This window comes from Photobacterium salinisoli, from assembly GCF_003614885.1.
Taxonomy (GTDB): domain Bacteria; phylum Pseudomonadota; class Gammaproteobacteria; order Enterobacterales; family Vibrionaceae; genus Photobacterium; species Photobacterium salinisoli.
In genome coordinates this window covers 649,235-669,031 of the sequence record NZ_QZMS01000007.1, presented here as the reverse complement: position 1 = coordinate 669,031, position 19,797 = coordinate 649,235, and the positions used below count along the sequence as shown (strand labels likewise).

Annotated in this window: 15 protein-coding genes and 1 tRNA gene; 6 read left to right on the top strand and 10 right to left on the bottom strand. The window is 46.7% G+C overall.

Features of this window, described 5'->3' with window-relative positions; genetic code table 11:
- From D6M16_RS03720 to D6M16_RS03710, 3 genes are all read right to left on the bottom strand, one after another.
- Positions 1 to 330, bottom strand: coding sequence for a hypothetical protein (locus D6M16_RS03720; RefSeq protein WP_120510627.1), 330 nt, complete (start codon positions 328 to 330; stop codon positions 1 to 3).
- Positions 331 to 813: 483 nt separating this feature from the next.
- The gene (locus D6M16_RS03715; protein WP_120510626.1) at positions 814 to 2,778 is read right to left on the bottom strand and encodes a starch-binding protein; all 1,965 of its coding nucleotides are present in this window, start codon (positions 2,776 to 2,778) and stop codon (positions 814 to 816) included.
- A gap of 500 nt (positions 2,779 to 3,278) precedes the next feature.
- Positions 3,279 to 4,253 carry a LysR family transcriptional regulator gene (locus D6M16_RS03710; RefSeq protein ID WP_120510625.1) on the bottom strand — a complete coding sequence of 325 codons (975 nt, stop codon included), beginning with the start codon at positions 4,251 to 4,253 and terminating at the stop codon, positions 3,279 to 3,281.
- A gap of 158 nt (positions 4,254 to 4,411) precedes the next feature.
- Between D6M16_RS03710 and D6M16_RS03705 the strand changes: the two genes are divergently transcribed.
- The 4 genes from D6M16_RS03705 to D6M16_RS03690 are packed head-to-tail and all read left to right on the top strand — an operon-like array spanning position 4,412 to position 7,160.
- Positions 4,412 to 5,611 (top strand): MFS transporter, encoded by a 1,200-nt coding sequence (locus D6M16_RS03705; RefSeq protein WP_120510624.1) that lies wholly within the window; start codon positions 4,412 to 4,414, stop codon positions 5,609 to 5,611.
- 20 nt (positions 5,612 to 5,631) lie between these two features.
- Positions 5,632 to 6,180, top strand: a complete 549-nt coding sequence (locus D6M16_RS03700; protein ID WP_205576827.1) for a hypothetical protein — start codon at positions 5,632 to 5,634, stop codon at positions 6,178 to 6,180.
- Positions 6,170 to 6,571, top strand: coding sequence for a hypothetical protein (locus D6M16_RS03695; RefSeq protein ID WP_120510622.1), 402 nt, complete (start codon positions 6,170 to 6,172; stop codon positions 6,569 to 6,571). The genes D6M16_RS03700 and D6M16_RS03695 overlap by 11 nt, the downstream gene beginning before the upstream one ends.
- Complete coding sequence (locus D6M16_RS03690; RefSeq protein WP_120510621.1) at positions 6,564 to 7,160, top strand: SCO family protein; 597 nt, start codon at positions 6,564 to 6,566, stop codon at positions 7,158 to 7,160. Before D6M16_RS03695 ends, D6M16_RS03690 begins: the two co-directional genes overlap by 8 nt.
- A 118-nt stretch (positions 7,161 to 7,278) precedes the next feature.
- Here the strand turns inward: D6M16_RS03690 and D6M16_RS03685 are convergent, their stop codons facing one another.
- The 3 genes from D6M16_RS03685 to D6M16_RS03675 form a co-directional block, all read right to left on the bottom strand.
- Positions 7,279 to 8,958, bottom strand: a complete 1,680-nt coding sequence (locus D6M16_RS03685; RefSeq protein WP_162940918.1) for a putative bifunctional diguanylate cyclase/phosphodiesterase — start codon at positions 8,956 to 8,958, stop codon at positions 7,279 to 7,281.
- 279 nt (positions 8,959 to 9,237) lie between these two features.
- Complete coding sequence (locus tag D6M16_RS03680; protein ID WP_120510619.1) at positions 9,238 to 10,944, bottom strand: bifunctional diguanylate cyclase/phosphodiesterase; 1,707 nt, start codon at positions 10,942 to 10,944, stop codon at positions 9,238 to 9,240.
- Positions 10,945 to 11,204: 260 nt separating this feature from the next.
- Complete coding sequence (locus tag D6M16_RS03675; protein WP_120510618.1) at positions 11,205 to 12,113, bottom strand: LysR family transcriptional regulator; 909 nt, start codon at positions 12,111 to 12,113, stop codon at positions 11,205 to 11,207.
- 109 nt (positions 12,114 to 12,222) lie between these two features.
- Here D6M16_RS03675 and D6M16_RS03670 point away from each other — a divergent pair, with 109 nt between their 5' ends.
- Complete coding sequence (locus D6M16_RS03670) at positions 12,223 to 13,089, top strand: MBL fold metallo-hydrolase (protein WP_120511856.1); 867 nt, start codon at positions 12,223 to 12,225, stop codon at positions 13,087 to 13,089.
- Positions 13,083 to 13,727 (top strand): DsbA family protein, encoded by a 645-nt coding sequence (locus tag D6M16_RS03665; protein WP_120510617.1) that lies wholly within the window; start codon positions 13,083 to 13,085, stop codon positions 13,725 to 13,727. Before D6M16_RS03670 ends, D6M16_RS03665 begins: the two co-directional genes overlap by 7 nt.
- An 83-nt stretch (positions 13,728 to 13,810) precedes the next feature.
- Here D6M16_RS03665 and D6M16_RS03660 read toward each other — a convergent pair.
- From D6M16_RS03660 to D6M16_RS03645, 4 genes are all read right to left on the bottom strand, one after another.
- Positions 13,811 to 13,884 (bottom strand) — tRNA-Cys (locus D6M16_RS03660).
- 202 nt (positions 13,885 to 14,086) lie between these two features.
- Entirely contained in the window at positions 14,087 to 15,220 is a 1,134-nt protein-coding gene (nspC, locus tag D6M16_RS03655) for a carboxynorspermidine decarboxylase (protein ID WP_120510616.1), read from the bottom strand.
- A gap of 77 nt (positions 15,221 to 15,297) precedes the next feature.
- Positions 15,298 to 16,542 carry a carboxynorspermidine synthase gene (locus D6M16_RS03650; protein WP_120510615.1) on the bottom strand — a complete coding sequence of 415 codons (1,245 nt, stop codon included), beginning with the start codon at positions 16,540 to 16,542 and terminating at the stop codon, positions 15,298 to 15,300.
- A gap of 69 nt (positions 16,543 to 16,611) precedes the next feature.
- A complete protein-coding gene (locus D6M16_RS03645) occupies positions 16,612 to 19,497 on the bottom strand; it encodes a pyridoxal phosphate-dependent class III aminotransferase (RefSeq protein ID WP_120510614.1) in 2,886 nt (961 codons plus the stop codon).
- Positions 19,498 to 19,797 lie beyond the last annotated feature (300 nt).

Sequence of the window (19,797 nt, the reverse complement as noted above, 5' to 3'; positions counted from 1 at the left end):
TTATTCCTTATTCAAATATTGTTGTAATGAGGAAATATCTTCATCCAGTTGATTGAGATCGTAATCTTGAATGTCTTGCTGAAGGTCTGAGGGTTCTGCAAGTGTTTCCTGCTCATCCTTTAGAATCAGTTTTCTCAGCTGCTGAACACTCACTTGTGAGTTCAGCTTATCAACAGAATATTTATCTTCGAGAAGCAGGGGATCAGCAGGGTCCTGAGCGAACTCCTGCTCTGTAGGCTCTATCTCTGCGTCTGCGCTATGCCAGAGATAGTAATTACCAACAACTACAGCAAGCACTGTAGCTAATAACAAACCTATTATTTTTTTCATGCCAACCAAGAAAGTGAGATTAAATCACAAGTAACAAACCAAGTGCCCGTCATATTTTTGACGGATGGACACCAAATTACAAGGTGGCAATAATATCCATTATGGAAACATGAAGCTAGCGCATATTTATAGAATAAAGCCAAATTTTGCCATTCAGCCTGTAAACAAGATGTGTATCGTATTTCAACCTCACCCAATCACGACTCAATAAAGAAGCAAAAATTTTTCTTAGCTACACCGTATAAATAAAACCCTTATATCAGATCAATAGAGACCTCTTTCACTGGTTAAGTCTTAACAACGTCTCCGATAGATTTGCGTATAAAAAATGGCCATCAGTATCAGTGATGGCCATTCTTGCTTAAAACTAACAATTACCCTACCCGATGAACGCGTATCCAGGTATGCGCACAATCCACTTCTTTGTCGTAACCGATATTGACGGGTTTACCGGTTGCATAGGCTGTTCAGCAAAATGCTCAATTACTCTGGCATAACCGTTATTGCCTTACTATCACTGTCAAACGTAATGGTGTAAGTGGCAAAATCGGTTACCTGATAATCGGCCGACGGGTAGGATTCCGACCAGTTGCCGTCGTCAATTTTAAAACGGGCGGGTGATTCTTCGCCATTGAAGCTTTGCGTGCTTGTATACAAGCCAGTCTGCGAATCAAACTGCATCTCAGTTAAGCCCCAGCCATTCGATGTACCACGGAAATACCAGGTTTCACTGCCGCCAGAAGCGCCGGAGAGACAGTCTGAAATATCGCGCCAAACACCGTCCTGATAACAGAGATTTGGATTGGAAGCGCTGAGATCGGCTGTCTGGTTGTTTCCCTGATCACTGAAAATAACATTGAGTGTGCTCAGATTGACCCCGAAATCATGGCAGTAGCTGCCTCCTTCCTGAACCATCAATACGCCAGGCCAGGTTGCATCGGCGACAGGTTCTGACGCAGACACATTCCAGTAATAGACTGTTGGCTGGCTGAAGTTCTGCGGGTTATCGAAACATACCTTAGTGATAACTGTCTCACCACAATCAGATGTACATCCCTGCCCCAGTTTCGCGCCGACATGAATGGCTGCGGCATCATGAGAAGCGACATCAAAATGCGCATACCCCAGACTGTCGACCTGAATCGTCGGACCGCTGCAACTGCCTGACTGGGCATCAAAGTTACCCGCGATAATATTACAGTACTCACCTTCCGGCATGCCCGTCATCAAATTTTGGCTGATCACTTTAGAATCGTCGCGATTGATGGCTACAAAGCCTAAGCCACCCCGGCCAAAAGCAATCTGGTTGCTGCCATCGTCCCACCAGTTGGTAACACGGAATTCGGTTGCAGTATGGTTTCGGAAAGCGACCATATTTGCGACACCACGCCATCTGTGTTCACACACCCAGTCGCCGCCATCAAATCCGCAGGCATTGCCGGAATGAACGCCGGTGGAAGGCGGGCCCGCGTCAAAGCTATCAAAGTAATATCCTGACATGACTTTGGGGTAGCCGTAGGGATACGCCAGCGTAAATACATTGCCAAGGAAATACAGATTGCCGAAGTCCTGATGGCTGAGCACCTGTTGCGGATTATGACGCTCTTCATCATGGTTTGTAGTAAAAGTGACAGCACTGTCACTGGGCAACCAACCACTCCAGGAGCCAATGCCATTCAGTTCTTTGATGCCGCCATGCTTAAATTTAGGGCCGATAGCTCGGGCAAAATTAAACTCTGTGACATCACCAATATAAGTGTATTCGCTGGTCTGTACCGGCTCGCCGGCAGCACCAATCACTTCCTGAAAAATATAAGGATTACCATTGAGCTTATTCTTGATGGCGGCTATGTCTGCAGCAGGGATATGTTTTGCAGCATCAATCCGGAAACCGGCCACCCCCATGCTCAATGCATCATTCATATAATCTGCAATTTTCTGGCGCACATACTCAGATTCAGTTTTCAGGTCATTCAAACCCACCAGGTCACAATTTTGAATTGACCAGCGATCGCTGTAATTAATATCGTCTGTGCAGGTATGAAAATCGTCTGCGCTATAAGGCACTTCGGGAAAATATCTGTCCTGTGCAGCCATGTGGTTAATCACAGCATCAACATAGATATCAACGCCAGCAGCCTGACAGCGTTGCACCATATCGGCAAACTCGGCGCGGCCGCCACTTCGCCCCTCAAACGAGTAGCTCATGGGTTGATAACGCGCCCACCAGGCTGAATTGCTGACACTCTTCTGCGGTGGTGATACCTGAACGGCCGAAAACCCTTTTGGTCCGAGGAAGGTTTCACATTCCGTTGCGATATCATTCCAGCGCCACTCAAATAAATGAACGAAAGCTGTTCTCGGCACTTCCTGCGCTATCACAGGTGCCGTACTGAGCAGACTGCAACTCAGAACAACCGCTGCAGAGATATGTTTTTTTAATGTCATTGTCTTTCCTTTGTGTTTGGTGTAGGTACAGTTTCATTTTTCAAACAAATCACGAAAAAACTTCAAACACTGTAGGAAAACTGATGATTATCGCGTTAAGAAATTAATGACATTGTGAATAGGCTCTATTTTGGTGCAGAGATACGCCGTAACAGCAATATTTAGATCACAATATGTACCCTTCACCTTGTTAACAGCCATAAAAATAAAACCATCAAATATAAATAAATGAATTAAAATGGAAATATTTAATTACCCCTGTACAATATGTGATGAGAATCATGATTTTCTACCGATATAAAATACACCCATAACTTCACTTCTGGGATATATACTTATAGAATCAAAAACCAATGAATATTTTTATTAACACAAATCCCTTTCACAATATTACAAGACAGATTTAAAGCAAATAAAACCACCAGCATCGTAGCTAAAATAATTGATATTCAAATTGAATTTTCCACTCATTCACATTAATAATAAAACGCATTATTTAACTACCCGCCAAGTTTCCGTGAATCACCCACAAGAGGCACCCAGTTTTCAGCCCAGGTGTGATTTGTGCTTTCGCCCATCGCGGCTAAAGAAGTTGTCATAAATTCAATAAACACTCTGACTTTGGCGGGCAAATATTCGCGCTTAGGGTAGATGGCAAACACACCATTATCAGGCTGTGGCGGCCTGAAATAGGAATACAGTGACACTAAGCTGCCGTCGTTCAAGCCCTGTTTTGCAAGAAAGTGAGGTAGTTGAGCAAAGCCCAGACCATCGGCACACATATTGGCCATGGTTTCGCCATCATCAGTGATATGAGTCCGTTTTAATTCGTAAGGAACATATTCACCCTGCTCATCCGGCAAAAAGATGGGTTGTAGTTGTTGTGTCTCTTTGATCCGAAAACCAATCCAGCTGTGATGGTGAAAGTCATCACCACATTGGGGTGTGCCTTGTGCGGCTAAATAATCTGGTGAGGCGCAGACAAGAAAGTCCATTGGGCTCAGGCGCCGGGCCACCAGCCGACTGTCCTTGACATAACCCGTGCGCAGCGCGACATCAATATCGTTTTCAATGATATCTGCATGTAAATCATTGATTTCAAGATCTAACTGGATAGCTGGGTAACGCTGGCAGAATGCCTGCAGCAAGGGACGAAGATAGAGATGGCCATAACAGACGGCCGAACTGATGCGCAGAATACCGCAGGGTGAATCATTCAGATGCTTGAGTTCATCTTCGCAGACGGTGAGATCCTGAATCATCTTACGCACTGTATCGGCATAGCGCTGACCCGCGTCGGTGATACGCAATTGCCGGGTTGAACGCTGAAAAAGCGTCAGTCCTAACTGCGCTTCCAGACGACTGATTGCCTTACTGACTGTGGATGGATCAGTGTTACAGGCGCGTGCCGCTGCAGCAAAGCTCTCACCATCACATGTGGCTAAAAATATTTCTAACGACCTGAGTTTATCCATTCACTGAGCATCAAATGTTTATCCGTTGGCTGACTATAACAATAAAGACTCATGAATAGTATTCACGACTCAAAGGGATTTCGGCCTATTTTTCTTCCCTTTTCTGAATCTTAATATTCACGCTCCAACAACAAACCGTATTACATCAATGAGGTTTTATGTTCAGAAGAGTATCCGCTAATCATCCTCTGGCCTATTTTTTCCTGGCATTTATCACTATGGCTGGGCTTTCCTATATTAATTTTCTTCCGGGTGTAGTTAATGCACTCGCGGGCAATATTGGTTTTAGTGATACACAAGCCGGACAGATTGTTGCACTCAATGGCTACGGAGGCCTTTTGGGCAGCACGATCGCTATATTCCTGGTGCGCCGAATGCGTTGGCAACCGGCCATGTATACGTTTTTAGCCATGTTAGCTGTTATGGATACAGGGACGTTATGGATTGAAGATTACGGCGTCATGCTCGGCTGGCGCTTTTTAGCCGGGCTATTCGGTGGACTTTGTGTCGGTATCGGCTTTTCTGTACTGGCCAGGTTAAGCAATACAGATCGTGCTTTTGGCACCTTGTTACTTATCCAGTTCAGCCTGGGCGCTTTAGTGATTTATCTGCTGCCGGCACTCGAAACGCTGCTGAGTGCTCATGCGGTTTTTTATGTCATGGCAGGCTTTGCCTTACTGAGCCTGATTATGATGCTGTTTCTGCCTTCTCTTGCGACTGATCACAAGCCAGTCAAGCAATCGGTGTTGTTGTCTGAACTGAATGGAAACACGGTGTTATTACTGCTGGCCATCACTGCCTATCAGGTTGCCGCCAGTGCCATCTGGACTTATGTCGGGCGCATTGGCCTCGGTGCGGGCATTAGCGCGAATAATGTCAGTCTGTATATCGCAATAACCGGATTGCTGGGACTGTTGGGAGCTATGCTACCTGTGATAAACGGTAACCGTTTTGGTCGTTTATCCTGGGTTATCACTGGTGTTGCTCTGTCGATCATTTCCGCGCTATTGCTCAGCGTCACACCGCTAACCCCGCTTCTTTATGTCGCTTCAATGACGCTGCTGTTTTTTTCCTGGCCTGCAGTTCAGTCTTATTTGTTAGCGGTAACGGCTGAAATGGACGGTACAGGCCGCCTTTCAGCGCTGGCTGCTGTTGTTTCTTCTGTCGGTTTAGCGACCGGCCCCCTGCTCGCTGCCGGCTTATTAGATAACGGTAACTTTTCGAGCATGCTCTATGCCAGCGCTCTGGTCTTTCTCGCGTGCCTCTTTCTGTTATTCAAGCCTGTCCAGGCACAGGAAAATGCGGAAAACCCTGTGTTGTCATCTCACTATCAGTCAAATACTAAGGACCCAATATGATTCGCTATCTGTTGAGCAAAATGCTGCTGGCATTCAAAAACCGTTACGATTACGACATTCGTTATCAGCAGGATATTCTGAAAAACGATCTTGGGGCTTTTCTGAAATTTATGGGATTTCAGACCATGTCTTCTCATTCGGGTAATATGCCCGCAGGACCGTTGTATGCCGCCAGAATACGCGCCATTCTCTCGGACGATTGCGGCCCATGCACACAATTGGCGGTGAACATGGCCTTGGAGGCAAAAATAAGCCCGGATACGGTACAAGCCATTATTGATAAAGACTTAAACAATCTGACTGAAGATATTGCCCTGGTAGTGAAATTTACTGAATGTGTATTGGCTCATCATCCTGAAGCGGATGATTATCGTGAGAAAATACTGGTGTTGTGGGGTCCCAAAGGGCTGATTACGATTGGTTTTGCCATCAGTTCTTATCGGGTGTATCCGGCCCTGAAATACACGTTGGGCCACGGGAGAAGCTGTCATCGCATTCAGATCAACGCATCATCAATCACTCCTGAGCGGGGATCTGCTATAGCCGGGGAGACTAAGAATGCTGAATAAATGGAGCATCAGAATAGCAGTACTGCTCGGATTGGCAGCATTGGCTAACGGCGTATTGATGACGATCGCCCCTGAACCCTGGTATTGGATGGTGCCGGGTGTGCCGGACCGCGGACCGTTCAATCAGCATTTTCTGCGCGATATTGGCATGAATTACAGCCTGATCGGTGTGGCTTTTATTTGGGGAGCCATTTACACCCGGCAAAGGTTGGCACTTTGGTTGATGCCGACTGCCTGGTTAGTCGGCCACGCCATTTTCCATGTGTGGGAAGTACTTGCTGGCATTTGTGGGCCTGAATTTCTGGTCATTGATTTTGGCGGCGTTACACTGCCCGCCTTGCTGGCGCTGTGGCTGATTGTGACCAGTTATAAGGGACAGGCGCATGAATAGTACAAAGCGTGTTTTTCTGTTACTTAGCCTGAGTATCGCCTTGGGGGCAACACTGGCTATCGTAGCCCCCGAACCCAGGACACAACAAGCCATTGAATGGCTGGACAACCCGCGCAGTCTGGCAAATTTTAGTCTTGAATCTGAAGCCGGTGAATTTAATAACCAATCGTTAATGGGACATTGGAGCATAGTCTTATTTGGCTTTCTCCATTGCCCTGACATCTGCCCAACCAGTTTGGCACAGCTATCAAGACTCTCTGCAGTCCTGACAGAAAACCCAGGTAAACATAACGTCGCTTTTGTTTTTGTGTCTGTTGATCCCACGCGGGATTCCGTTGCCGAGCTCAGCCAGTATTTGCAATACTTTGATGCCTCAATTCTCGGTGTAACAGGAAGCGAAGCGCAGATAAAGCTATTTGCCGACAGTCTTGGTATCCGGTTTGAAGTCTCAGCAAACAAGGAAGACTACAGCGTTGCGCATTCTATCAAGTTTTCGATTATTGACCCTGAAGGTGTTTTTCGCGGGCGGTTTAGCCCGGACTTCGATATGCCCAGCTTAATCCAGGATTTTGCAGCCAAACTTAAATAAAGTTAACCAATGCCCAGATACAGGAAAGCGCCTTGATGCTAGAGACGCTGACTTAGCGGTTATAGTGCAAGGACCGACTGTCAATATGCATGACTGTAGAAAGGTGAATTGATACGGCTTAAATTTCAATAAGCGCCTTGCCGCTCATGGGCTTATAAAAATAAAACCCCTGCATCAAATCAACACCGGCTTTTTTCACCTGTTCAGCCTGGGCTATGTCTTCAACACCTTCAGCAACCACAGTAACCCCTTTTTCGTTACACATATTCACCAGAAATTTCACATAGGTACGGACTGAAGCATCCTCTTCCATTTTTTTGATAATGGTTCTGTCCAGTTTGAGCTGGGTGAACGGAATAGAAAAAAAGGTGTTGAAAGAGGTATAACCCGAGCCAAAGTCATCTAGGGAAATGGTGAATCCTGCTTTCTCCAGTGCTAACAACTGTTGAACGGCAAAAGGGTTCGATTCAAGAATGACAGATTCTGTTATTTCTATCGTCAGATATTCAGGTTTTAATTGATAGTGTTGGACAATGGCCAGAAAATGGGCAACAAGGTCAGGCTGCATCAGCTGTATAACCGATACATTGACTGAGGTCTTAATAACATTGGAGTGAGTCTGCCTGTATTGATTCAAAAATTCACATGCCAGCACAAAAACATGGTAACCCAACTCGACAATGTCTCCGTTTTCTTCTGCTACGCTGATAAATTCACCTGGCATGATCCCGCCATAGCGAACGCTGTTCCAGCGAACCAGAGATTCCACACTCACTATTTTCCCTGTTGAGGCACAGATAAGGGGCTGAAACAGCAAATAAAACTCATTGTCGGAAATGGCTTTTTTTATCCCTGTTTCTAAAAAAAGATGGCGTTCAATCGATCGCTTTTCATCATCAGCATAGAATGAAATACAGGCGTCTCTTTCTGAGCCGTGCCGCATAATTAGCGTTGACTTATATAACAGCGATTCTGGATCTTCATTAAGGTAGTCATTTTCCATCAACAAATAAACACCCACAGTCATTACCTGTAATGTCGAATGATGAAATGAATGAAAGCGTTGCTCAAAATCAGTCAGAACCAAACCAATCTGTTGTTTCAATACGGCTTCAGAGTAAGTACCGTTCTGTAACACTACAAATTCATCTGACTGAGTTCTGTAGACGTTTTTCGAACCAAAGGCTTCTTTCAGACACTCAGCGAAAAGTAAAATGATACTGTTACCCGCTTGATATCCAAATACATCCATTAGCTGGTTGATTTTATTCACACCAAACGTCATGACCGCTGCCTGCCTTTGAGCTTCAAGCAACTCTGCCAGTGTTTCCACTAATTTACGTCTGTTATTCAGGCCAGTCAGTGAATCACAATACGCCAACTGGTATAGCTTATCTTCATAGTGTTTTTTTTCAGTAATATCTTTATGGGCACCGACCATATACAGAAGATTACCACTGTCATCAGCATGAATAACACCGACCGCTTCAATCCAGTGATACTTCCCCTGTCGGTTACGCACACGGTACTGGCTGGTGAAACGGGTTATTTTCTCAGTCACCTGAGTGTTAATATTTTGAATAAACTGGCTTTTGTCGTCCGGATGCATAATGGTAATCCATTCATCCAGTGGTGAACCGTGTAATGACACATCGAAGTTTTCATAAAAGTGAGTGTTATAAAAGTTCACCGTATTATCCGGTGTCATTTCCCACAAACCTTCACTGCCAGCATCGAATATTTCCAACAACCTATGCTGATTATTAACAACGTTATTGTCGATAATGTCAGATTTCACGTTATGCCCAGTTGATTGTCTGTAAAAAATGAGGCGCGCAATATACCACATAAGGATATGCGATTAAAATATCAACAATATTGAATAATTGGCCTGTCCGTGAAAACAGTTAAACATACTGGTTCATAGAGATACTAAAGAACGATGACCTGGCAATGTATTGAAAAGTCAGGTCGAAAAGATATGCGCATACAACAAGTTCATTCAGGCAAGCACTTCACCTCAGTCCAGATCACACAGAGCACGATCCATTATGCTCTGTAGTAACTGAGTCACTTTTTAGCAATACTTAGCCAGATCTTTACCTAATTCCAATAGCTTCTCGCCGACCATAGGCCGATAGAAGTAGTAGCCTTGTATTAAACCAATACCGGTTTCTCTGACTAGTTCAACCTGAGAAAGATCTTCGATACCTTCTGCGACCACAGAAATCCCTTTTTCACGACACATCGCCACCAGGAATTTAACATAGGAGTACACAGATGAATCTTCAGCCATTTTTTTTACAATGCATCGATCTAATTTGAGCTGGGTAAAAGGAATAGAAAAAAAGGTGTTAAATGAAGAATAGCCTGAACCGAAGTCATCCAAAGAAATGGAAAAACCTAAATCATTAAGAAGCAGTAACTGTTCAACAGCAAATGCATTGGTTTCTAATACCGCCGATTCCGTCACTTCAACAGCCAGATAACTCGAAGAGAGTTGGTACTGATTGACAATCGCCAAAAACTGACGGACAAAATCTGCCTGCATCAACTGAATGACAGAGATGTTCACCGATACTTTAAAATCATGCTGGTGCTGCTTACGGTATTCAGCTATGTATGAACACGCCAGATGCAATACATGATACCCCAAAGGGACAATATCCTGGTTTGCTTCTGCTATGCCAATAAACTCGCCCGGATTAATTTCGCCATAACTGGCACTGTGCCAGCGAAGCAAAGATTCAACACTTTTGATTTTTCCAGTCGTTGCGCAGACTATCGGCTGGAACATTAAATAGAATTCATCATCCTGGATAGATTTCTCTATGCCGGTTTCCAGAAAAAGATGTCGCTCAATGGCTCGTTGCTCATCGTCTGCATAAAATGCAATGCGCGAGTCTTTCTCTTTGCCATATCTCATGATCAACATAGATTTATATAAAATTGACTCTACATCTTCAGCCACTGCGGAACCACCGGGCAATTGATAAACTCCGGCATTTAACTTTTGAATTGTGGTGTCGTGAACAGCACGAAAACGTTGATCGAACAGCGTGACCGCTTTTTTAATCGTGCAACATAGTGATGCTCTATCAGGACTGCCTTTGAGCATGACGACAAATTCGTCGGAATACGAACGGAAGATAAGATCCGTATCCGTAAAAACTTCAGTAATCGTTTCAGCACAGAGTTTTATTAAATTGTTACCGGCCTCAAAACCAAAAACTTCAACAAACTGGCTAAATTTCGTCAACCCAAAAGTAATAATGATGCCCGCTAAGCCGTCTGCCTGCATCGCTTTGAGTTGCTCAACCAATTGCCGGCGATTCCATAAACCCGTTAGTGAATCCTGGTAAGCCAACTGAAACAATTTTTCATCGTGCAATTTTTTTTCTGTTACATCTTTGTGACATCCAACCATAGACAGCAATTCGCCATGCTCATCAGTATTCAATACACCAACAGCTTCAATCCAGCGATATTCATTCTGCCGATTCCGAATCCGGTATTGGCTGGTAAAATAGCTGATTTTCTCCGTCACCTGTTGATTCACATTCTTCTGGAATTGTTCAATATCTTCCGGATGCATAATGGCAATCCACTCATCCATCGGGGAACCATTCAAGGTCACGTCAAAATTTTCATAAAAACGCGTGTTATAAAATTGCACCACATTCCCTGGCGTCAGCTCCCACAGGCCCTCACTGCCCGCATCAAAGATTTCTAACAACCGATTCCGGTTTACAGCTAAATTGATGTTGATAATGCCTGATTTCACGCCGAGCCCAACTCACTGACCAGATCAAAAATTGAGCGCGCAATATACCATATGAGGATATGCTAAAGTACTTTCACAACGCGAATATGTGCTCGCCTGCCAACTTCAAGAAAAAACCACATAAAAATCTAGCCTTACTATATCAGTCATAGCCATAAAGCCATCTGTTCGTCAATTTTAGGAATATTTGCCCTATTATCCGGTTTGACTGCTTTATGGTTACTTTCTGCGTTACACAACATGTTCACCTTTAGTTACAGTTAACATTTATCTTTTTTGCCACTTGAATCAATATCGCTAAAATAGTGCGCCAAATAATCGATCAACCCTCTTACCACCGGCAATAGATATTCTCTTGCGGGATAAAGTGCATATACTGACATTGATTTGGGTACCCAGTCGGCTAACACCACGGCTAACTTGCCGGCTTGAATGTCTTCATTCACAAGATAACAGGGTTGTACGGCTATTCCCGCTCCTTCTATTGCCGCGGCTTTCAATACGGTAGCTTCGTTTGAAATAAATCGGCACTTCACTTCTACCGATTCTGTGTGACTATTTTTTGTCAGATGCCACACATGCTGCTCGAAACTGCGATTGCCAAGGCATTGATGATGGCTGAGATCCGCCGGCATCTGTATAGCAGGCGATCGCTCGAGATAGGAAGGAGCAGCCACAATGACAGAGTCGCAACGTGCTATCGGTTTACCGATTAATGACGGGTCCGGCGCCATAGCAATACGGATAGCCAAATCAAATCTTTCGGCAATCAGGTCTGTTATCTGATCACGGACATCTATCTCAACAGATACCTCCGGGTTGAGCGCTAAAAATGACTGTATCGCCTTAGCAAGCTGTGCATGAGCAAAGGACATACTGGTCGTTAACCTGACATGGCCGGTGAGCCGGTCTGAAGGCAGCAAGGTCACCGCAATGTGCTCCGCCTGCTCTACCCAAAGCTTGATATCTTTCAGACACTGCTGGCCCGCTGTTGTTAACGCCACTTTGCGGGTGGTTCGCTGTAACAGCCGGGCTTTCATCCATTCCTCCATGGTAGCGATATAGCGGGTCACCATAGAGCGTGACATCTCCAGTCGATCGGCTGTCGTGGTGAAACTTTCGGTTGTGGCGACATCAATAAACACTTTTGCTGCCGTGAGTCTGTCCATTAATTTGTCCGATTTAAGAAACAATGTTGTTGATAATTGATTCTATATCCAATCAAGTTAAATCACTATGATGCATGCCATTCCCAATGACATTCGCTGGAGCGAACACATGAAAAAGACAATTTTAATGGCAGCCTCACTTGTGGCACTTTCTACTGCCACTCTGGCCGAAGCGGCGCCGCTTTCAACCCAGGTTTACAACGCCGATGGCAACAGCTTTCATGTCAATGCCACGCTGGTCTATGGTGAGCATGAGGCCATGCTGGTCGATACCGGTTTTACCCGTGCCGATGCCATGCGCATTGCTGCTATGGTGCTCGACAGTGGCAAAACACTGAAAACCATTTTTATCAGCCAGGCCGATCCGGATTATTACTTTGGCGCACAAGTGCTTAAAGAGCAGTTTCCTGAAGTGCGCCTGATCACCACGCCTGCAGTGCGTGCGGTGATAAAAGAGAAAATGGCGGGCAAACTGGCATTCTGGACACCCAAAATGGGTGATAACGCACCAGTGAAGACCTTGCTCCCTGACGCGTATGAGCAAACCACTTTAACGGTTGAGGGTGAAACCATTGACATTCTTGGTACCAATGGCAAGCTGGCGCACCGCCCTTACCTGTGGATCCCGTCCAGTAAAACCGTGCTGGGCAATGTTGCCGTATACGGTAACGTTCACCTGTGGATGGCAGATGCGCAGACACCTGCTGAGCAAACCGCCTGGACACAGCAGTTGGAAGCTATGCAGGCACTGCAGCCACAAACTGTCATTCCGGGCCACATGAAAGCCGGCACACCAATGACAGCTGACAACATCACGTTTGCGCTGAATTACCTGAAGGCATTTCAGCAAACCGTGAAATCCAGTGACAACAGTCAGCAAGTCATCGACACCATGGAGAAACGCTACCCCGACGCAGGCCTGCCGATGGCGCTGAGCATAGGTGCAAAAGTCCATATGGGAGAGATGAAATGGTAAATACTGCGGCGACAGTCCATTACTTTTACGACCCTCTTTGCGGCTGGTGCTACGGCGCCGCCCCGCTAATCGAACACCTGGCTGAACGCAAGGATATAGAGCTCGTACTGCATCCCGGTGGCTTGTTCAACAACCGAACGATAGACCAAGCAAGCCGCAGGCACTTTCTTGACAGTGATCAGCGTATCCATGCCCTGAGTGGCGTCATCTTTAGCGATGCCTATCTGGCAAAAATGCGACATGCAAACTCCGTTGTTCTTGATTCAATAGTGCCGATACGTGCCATTCTGGCAGCCGGTCACTGCGGAAAATCAGCATTAGAGATGCTAAAACGGATCCAGATTGCTCATTATCAACTGGGAAAAACCGTGCATGCCCCTGCAGTACTTGCTGAGTTGGCACAGGCAATGGGGATTGACGCGGATGTCTGGCACGCAACATTTGCAGCAACGAATGAACAGGATGCTATCTCAGAATCCATCCGACAAATGATGCAGTATCAGCTTCAGGGTTATCCATCGATGATGGTGGAAAAGCAGGGAAAAAGGCAATCGGTCCCGGTACAGTCTTTCTTTGGCAAACTGGATGCGTGGGATGATTTTCTGAATCGCCTGTCTGAAAACAACGGAGTGCAATAGCGATTGGATCAAAAAACCCAGCCTGATAGCTGGGTTCCTGATGTCTTGCAGGATCAAAGTGAAAGCATCACTTCAATCAAATATGGAGGCGCGTCCCGGAGTCGAACCGAGGTACACGGATTTGCAATCCGCTGCATAGCCACTCTGCCAACGCGCCATTTTGTGATACCGCTTCATTTGTTGCGGTACGGGTGCTAATTTACTGATTTTAAAATTTGAGTCAAACACTAATTAGTATTTTGCGTTTATTTGCTCAAATTTTCTCTCAACCAGTTAAAAACTGCACCAAAGTGTTGGTGTCTCCGATAAAACAAAGGCCGGTCAGTGACCGGCCTTCAATTTTTTTACTTGGCAGAATCTTAATTAACCGACCATTGTGACAAGGAACGCTTGAAGTCTTCATAGCCGAATTCATTCAGCTTTTGCACGTCGCCATTCGCACGCTGGCAGTAAATCGACGGCATTTTCAGGCCGTTGAACCAGTTCAGTTTCACCATGGTATAACCGGCGCTGTCCATAATGTGCAGACGCTGACCAATCTCCAGCGGCTGATCAAACTGCGTGACACAGAACTGATCACCAGCCAGACATGAACAACTGCCAATCACGTAGCGGTGATCACCGCTCTCGCTTGCGCCGCGGATCGAAGCAGGTTCGTTATAGATTAAGGTATCCAGACGGTGCGCTTCTGTCGCACTGTCGACAATGGCAGTTTTGAGCTCGTTTTCTACGATATCAACAACCGTCACCACCAGATCTGTGGTTTGAGTAATAATGGCTTCACCCGGCTCCAGATAAAGCTGAACGCCATGTTTTTCAGAAAACGCTTTCAGTGCTGCTGCCAGTTTCTCAACATCGTAACCCGGCCAGGTGAAGAAAACACCGCCACCCAGACTCACCCATTTCAGCTGATCCAGATAAGTGCCGAACTGCGCAGAAATGTCATCCAGCAAACAAATAAAGGCATCCACATCTTTGTTTTCACAATTCATGTGGAACATCACGCCGTCAATGCTGCTAAATACTTCCGGGTTAATGTGATTGATCTGAACACCCAGACGAGAGAACTGACGTGCAGGGTCGGCCAGATCCTGACCTGCATAACTGACACCGGGGTTAAGACGCAGACCCAGTTCAGCCTTGCCTTCCACCAAATGGCGGTGTGCAGCCAGCTGATTTTGCGAGTTAAAAATCATTTTATCGCAGATATCCGCGACTTCTTTCACATCGTCTTCGCTGTAACCCACGCTGTAAGCATGCGTTTCACCGCCGAAAGTGTCATAACCCAGCTTCACTTCAAACGGGCCGCTGCTGGTTGTGCCGTCCAGGTAGGGTTTGATGATGTCAAACACACCCCAGGTAGAGAAACATTTCAGGGCCAGAACCAGTTTAACGCCGGATAATTCTTTCAGTTTCTTGGCAATTTCAAGATTGCGGATCAGTTTGCTCTCATCAATCATGAAATACGGGGTTTTTAATTCAGGATGCTGCATATTCTAAGCTTCTATCTAAAGAAGCCGGTGTCGTTTCCAACGCCGGCTTGAATATAGTTAACTCAACAGTCGGTGACTTACTTGAGAATATTAATCAGTGGCTGGCGAGGTTCCAGCTCCTGAACATGCCAGTCCAGACCAATTTTCGGCATGGTTGCCAGGAACGGGTCCGGATCCAGTTGTTCCATATTGAACACACCAGCATCCGCCCACTTACCCGCAAAGAACTGCAATGCCGCAGTAATCGCAGGAACACCTGTGGTGTAGGCAATCGCCTGATGCTCAACATCTTTGTAAGCCACTTCATGATCAGCGTTGTTGTAGATGAATACGCTGCGAGGCTCGCCACTTTTGGTGCCCTGCACCCAGGTACCGATACAGGTTTTACCTGTGTAACCCGGTGCCAGTGTGGTAGGGTCAGGCAACAGGGCTTTCAGCACTTTCAGTGGCTCAACCACAGTACCGTCACCCAGTGTGACAGGATCAGGACTCAGCAAACCGATGTCGCGCATGCAGTTGAAATAGTTCAGGTAACTGTCACCGAAGCCCATCCAGAATTCGATACGTTTCGCCGGAATAAATTCTTTCATTGAACGCACTTCGTCGTGCGCCATTGAGTACACTTTTTGTGAGCCGACCAGCGGGAAATCAAATTCCATCATACGGGTGTGGCAGCCAACCTGCTTCCACTCACCGTCTTCCCAGTAGAAAGAGTCGCCCTGAATTTCCAGCATGTTGGTTTCAGGATCGAAGTTGGTCGCAAATTTCTTACCGTGATCGCCAGCGTTGACGTCCATTACGTCGATTGAATCAATCTCATCAAACAGGTGCTTCACTGCATAGGCAGCAAATACGCTGACTACGCCCGGATCGAAACCGGCACCCAGAATGCCTGTAATGCCAGCTTCTGCAAATTTGTCACGGAAAGCCCACTGAGGGTCATAGGCTTCTGGCACTTGCTGGCCTTCGCTACACAGGTCAACCGCCACTGATGTATCCAGATAGGACACTTTCGCCTGATAACAGGCTTCCATGATTGCAACGTTAACCCAAGGAGGACCAGCGTTAATAACAAGATCTGGCTGAACCTCTTTGATCAGTGCCACCAGGGCATCGACATCGTCAGCATCCACGGCACGAGCCTCAAGCTTCTTGCCTGGATCTTTCATATTGTTGCGACCCTTGATGGATTCAATGATCTGTTCGCACTTGTTCACAGTACGCGAAGCGATAGTAATATCACCTAACACATCATTGTTTTGAGCAGCTTTATGGGCAATAACCCAGCCAACACCCCCAGCACCGATTTGTAAAATTGCCATTTAATTCATTCCGTCTTCTTCAGATAAATCATTGGCTTGCTCCAGCCCCACTGGAGCAAGCCACGTCATTCAGTCAACCAGTGAACAAGCAAGCTGGTTAACTTCATTTAGCAGGTTCTCAAAATCTGCCATAGTCAGACATGGGTTGAGAATCGTAAGCTTGAGTGCAATTTTGCCATCAACTACGGTTTCACCCAATACTGCAACACCTTTCACCAGGGCCTCAAAACGCAATTTTTTATTCAATTGGTCCAGATCAGCCTCTGTATTTCCGACATAGCGGAACAGTACTGTCGACAGCGCAGGATCAGCCAGCAGTTCAAACTCTTCTGACTGGTTAATCATGTCTGCAACCTGTTGTGTCTGACCCAGCAGGTGGTCATACATAGCACCCAGTGAATGTGTCCCGACAGCTTGCATTGTCATCAGTACTTTCAGTGCATCAAAACGCTTGGTCGTCGCGATAGACTTATCAACCAGGTTAGGAACGACATCGTCTTCGCGGTTCAGGTAATCTGCATGGTGCAGCAGATACTTGAAGTTACTCTTGTCTTTGATGATCACTGCACCACAGCTGATTGGTTGATAGAACAGCTTGTGGAAGTCCACACTGATCGAATCAGCACGCTCTATGCCATGCAGACGCGTTTTGTGACGGCTGAGGATCAGCGCACCACCGTATGCACCGTCTACATGCAGCCACATCTTGTTCTGAGCGGCGATATCTGCCAGACCATCCAGGTCATCAATCGCACCGTGGTCTGTGGTACCCGCAGTACCCACTACCGCAAACGGCAGCAAACCATCACGTTTGAGCTCATCAATACGTGTTACCAGCGACGCCAGTTTGATGGTGCCGTCCGGATGCGTATCCACGGTTTCTACCGCATGCTCACCCAGGCCCATCAGCGAAGCTGACTTCTGCACAGTAAAGTGAGATTTCTTCGAGCACAGAATACGCATCTTGCCGGCATACTCAGGCAGACCTTGCTTCTGAATGTTATGACCCGACTGGATATCTGCAAAACGGTCACGTGCCAGCAACAAACCCATCAGGTTGCTTTGCGTACCACCGCTGGTGAATACACCATCAGCTTGCTTGTCGTAACCATAGACACCACACAGCCAGTCGACCACTTTCTGCTCAACAAAGGTGGCAGCCGTTGACTGATCCCATGAATCCATAGATTGATTCAGGGCAGCAATAAATGCTTCAGCCGCTACAGCCGGTACCAGAGGTGGCGTGTGCAGGTGCGCAATGCAGTTCGGGTGCTGAACAATGATTGAGTTCTTGGCAATCAGCTCGCCAGCCTGATCAATAACGGCATCCAGCGGCAGTTGCTGATCATTCAGCTCAATATTGTTGATCAGGTTTTTCAGCACCTGTGGCTCCATACCTGAGTATGGCGCAGTGGTACTTTCAAAAACTTGTTTCAGTACTTTAGTTGTCTGGTTCAGCGCCGCTTCGAACTGATCAGCACCGCCTTCACCTGTCTGGATGAAGAAAGAGCGCCATTTGTCGGCATCGCTTACCGCTGACTTTTCAACCACTTTTGCCGGACCGGCAGTAGCGATAATCGCTTTGCTCAGAGCATCCAGCGCAAAATCAATTTGCTCCAGGCTGATGATCAAAGGTGGCAGGAAGCGCAGGACAGAACCCTGACGGCCGCCTTTCTCAATGATCAGACCACGCTCCAGCGCAGCACGCTGAATTTGCATTGTCAGTTGAGGATCCGCTTCCGGCTCACCGAATTTGTTTTTCTTACCGCCTTTGACGATCTCAACACCCAGCATCAGGCCTTTGCCACGCACTTCGCCGATGCAGTCAACGTAAGTTGCAATGCGCTCCAGACCTTCGCGCAGGTATTGACCCGCCACGCGGGCATGCTCAACCAGGTTGTCACGACGGATAATTTCCAGTGCTTTTGCACCGGTTGCCATCGCCAGCTGATTACCACGGAAGGTGCCTGTGTGCTCGCCCGGACGCCAGGTATCAACCGACTTGTCGAAAATCAGCACAGACATAGGCAAACCGCCACCCACAGCTTTAGACAAGCACAGGATGTCTGGGGTAATGCCTGACTCTTCGAACGCGAAATTGAAGCCGGTTTTACCGATACCACACTGAATTTCATCAAAAATCAGCAGGATGCCGTGTTCTTTGGTAATACGGCGCAATTCACGCAGCCAGAATGCCGGGGCAGGAATCACGCCGCCCTCACCCTGTACGGGTTCAACAATGATTGCAGCCGGCTTTTGTACGCCACTTTCATCGTCGTTCAGCATACGCTCCAGATAACGCAGCGTTTGTTTGGCACCTTCATCACCGCCGATGCCAAAAGGACAGCGCAGGCTGTAAGGGAACGGCATGAAGTGGACATCAGCCATCAGACCCTGGCGGCGTGCCTTGGTGTTCAGGTTGCCCATCATGGCCATAGTACCGTTGGTCATACCGTGGTACGCGCCATGGAAGGCCATCATCACGTTACGGCCAGTGGTTTGCTTTGCCAGCTTGATAGCGGCTTCTACAGCGTCTGCACCAGACGGACCACAGAATTGAATGCGAGCATTGGCAGCAAACTCATCCGGCAGGAAGTTCATCACTTCACGGATAAATTTATCTTTTACTGGTGTCGTCATGTCCAGCGTTTGATACGGGATACCCGCATTCAGCTGGTCAATGATTGCTTGGTTAATCTCAGGATGGTTGTAACCCAGGGCCAGAGTACCTGCGCCGGCCAGGCAGTCCAGAAAGACCTGGCCACGACTGTCTTCAACCAATACCCCTGTCGCCTTCATAATCGCCAGCGGCAAACGACGCGGATAAGAGCGAACTTCGGACTCATAATGCTCCTGACTGAGCAGCAACTCATCTGGTGTCAGGTCATACAGGTCATGAACTACAGGAACATTGGACGCATGCTTGACATCGTCAAAATCAAACACATTACTCATTGGTTTTTAATCCAAAATAGTGAAGCCCACCAAAGGTGGTACTTTTGAGTATAAAAGACATTGATAAGTCAGTAACTTATCGGTAAAGCGCACTCAGCACACAACTAACAGCCCCAGCGATAAACATCACTGTAGTTTGATAGATAGTCAGCTGAAGACATGGTGATCGGACGATCAAGGCTCAGTAATAATACTGCAATTGGGTAAGACAAAGCTGATTTGGGTTAGAGACGTTAATGTATTCACAGTTGGGTTCCCTCAATGATGCCCTTGCTTCATTACGCAAGATTGCACTATTAA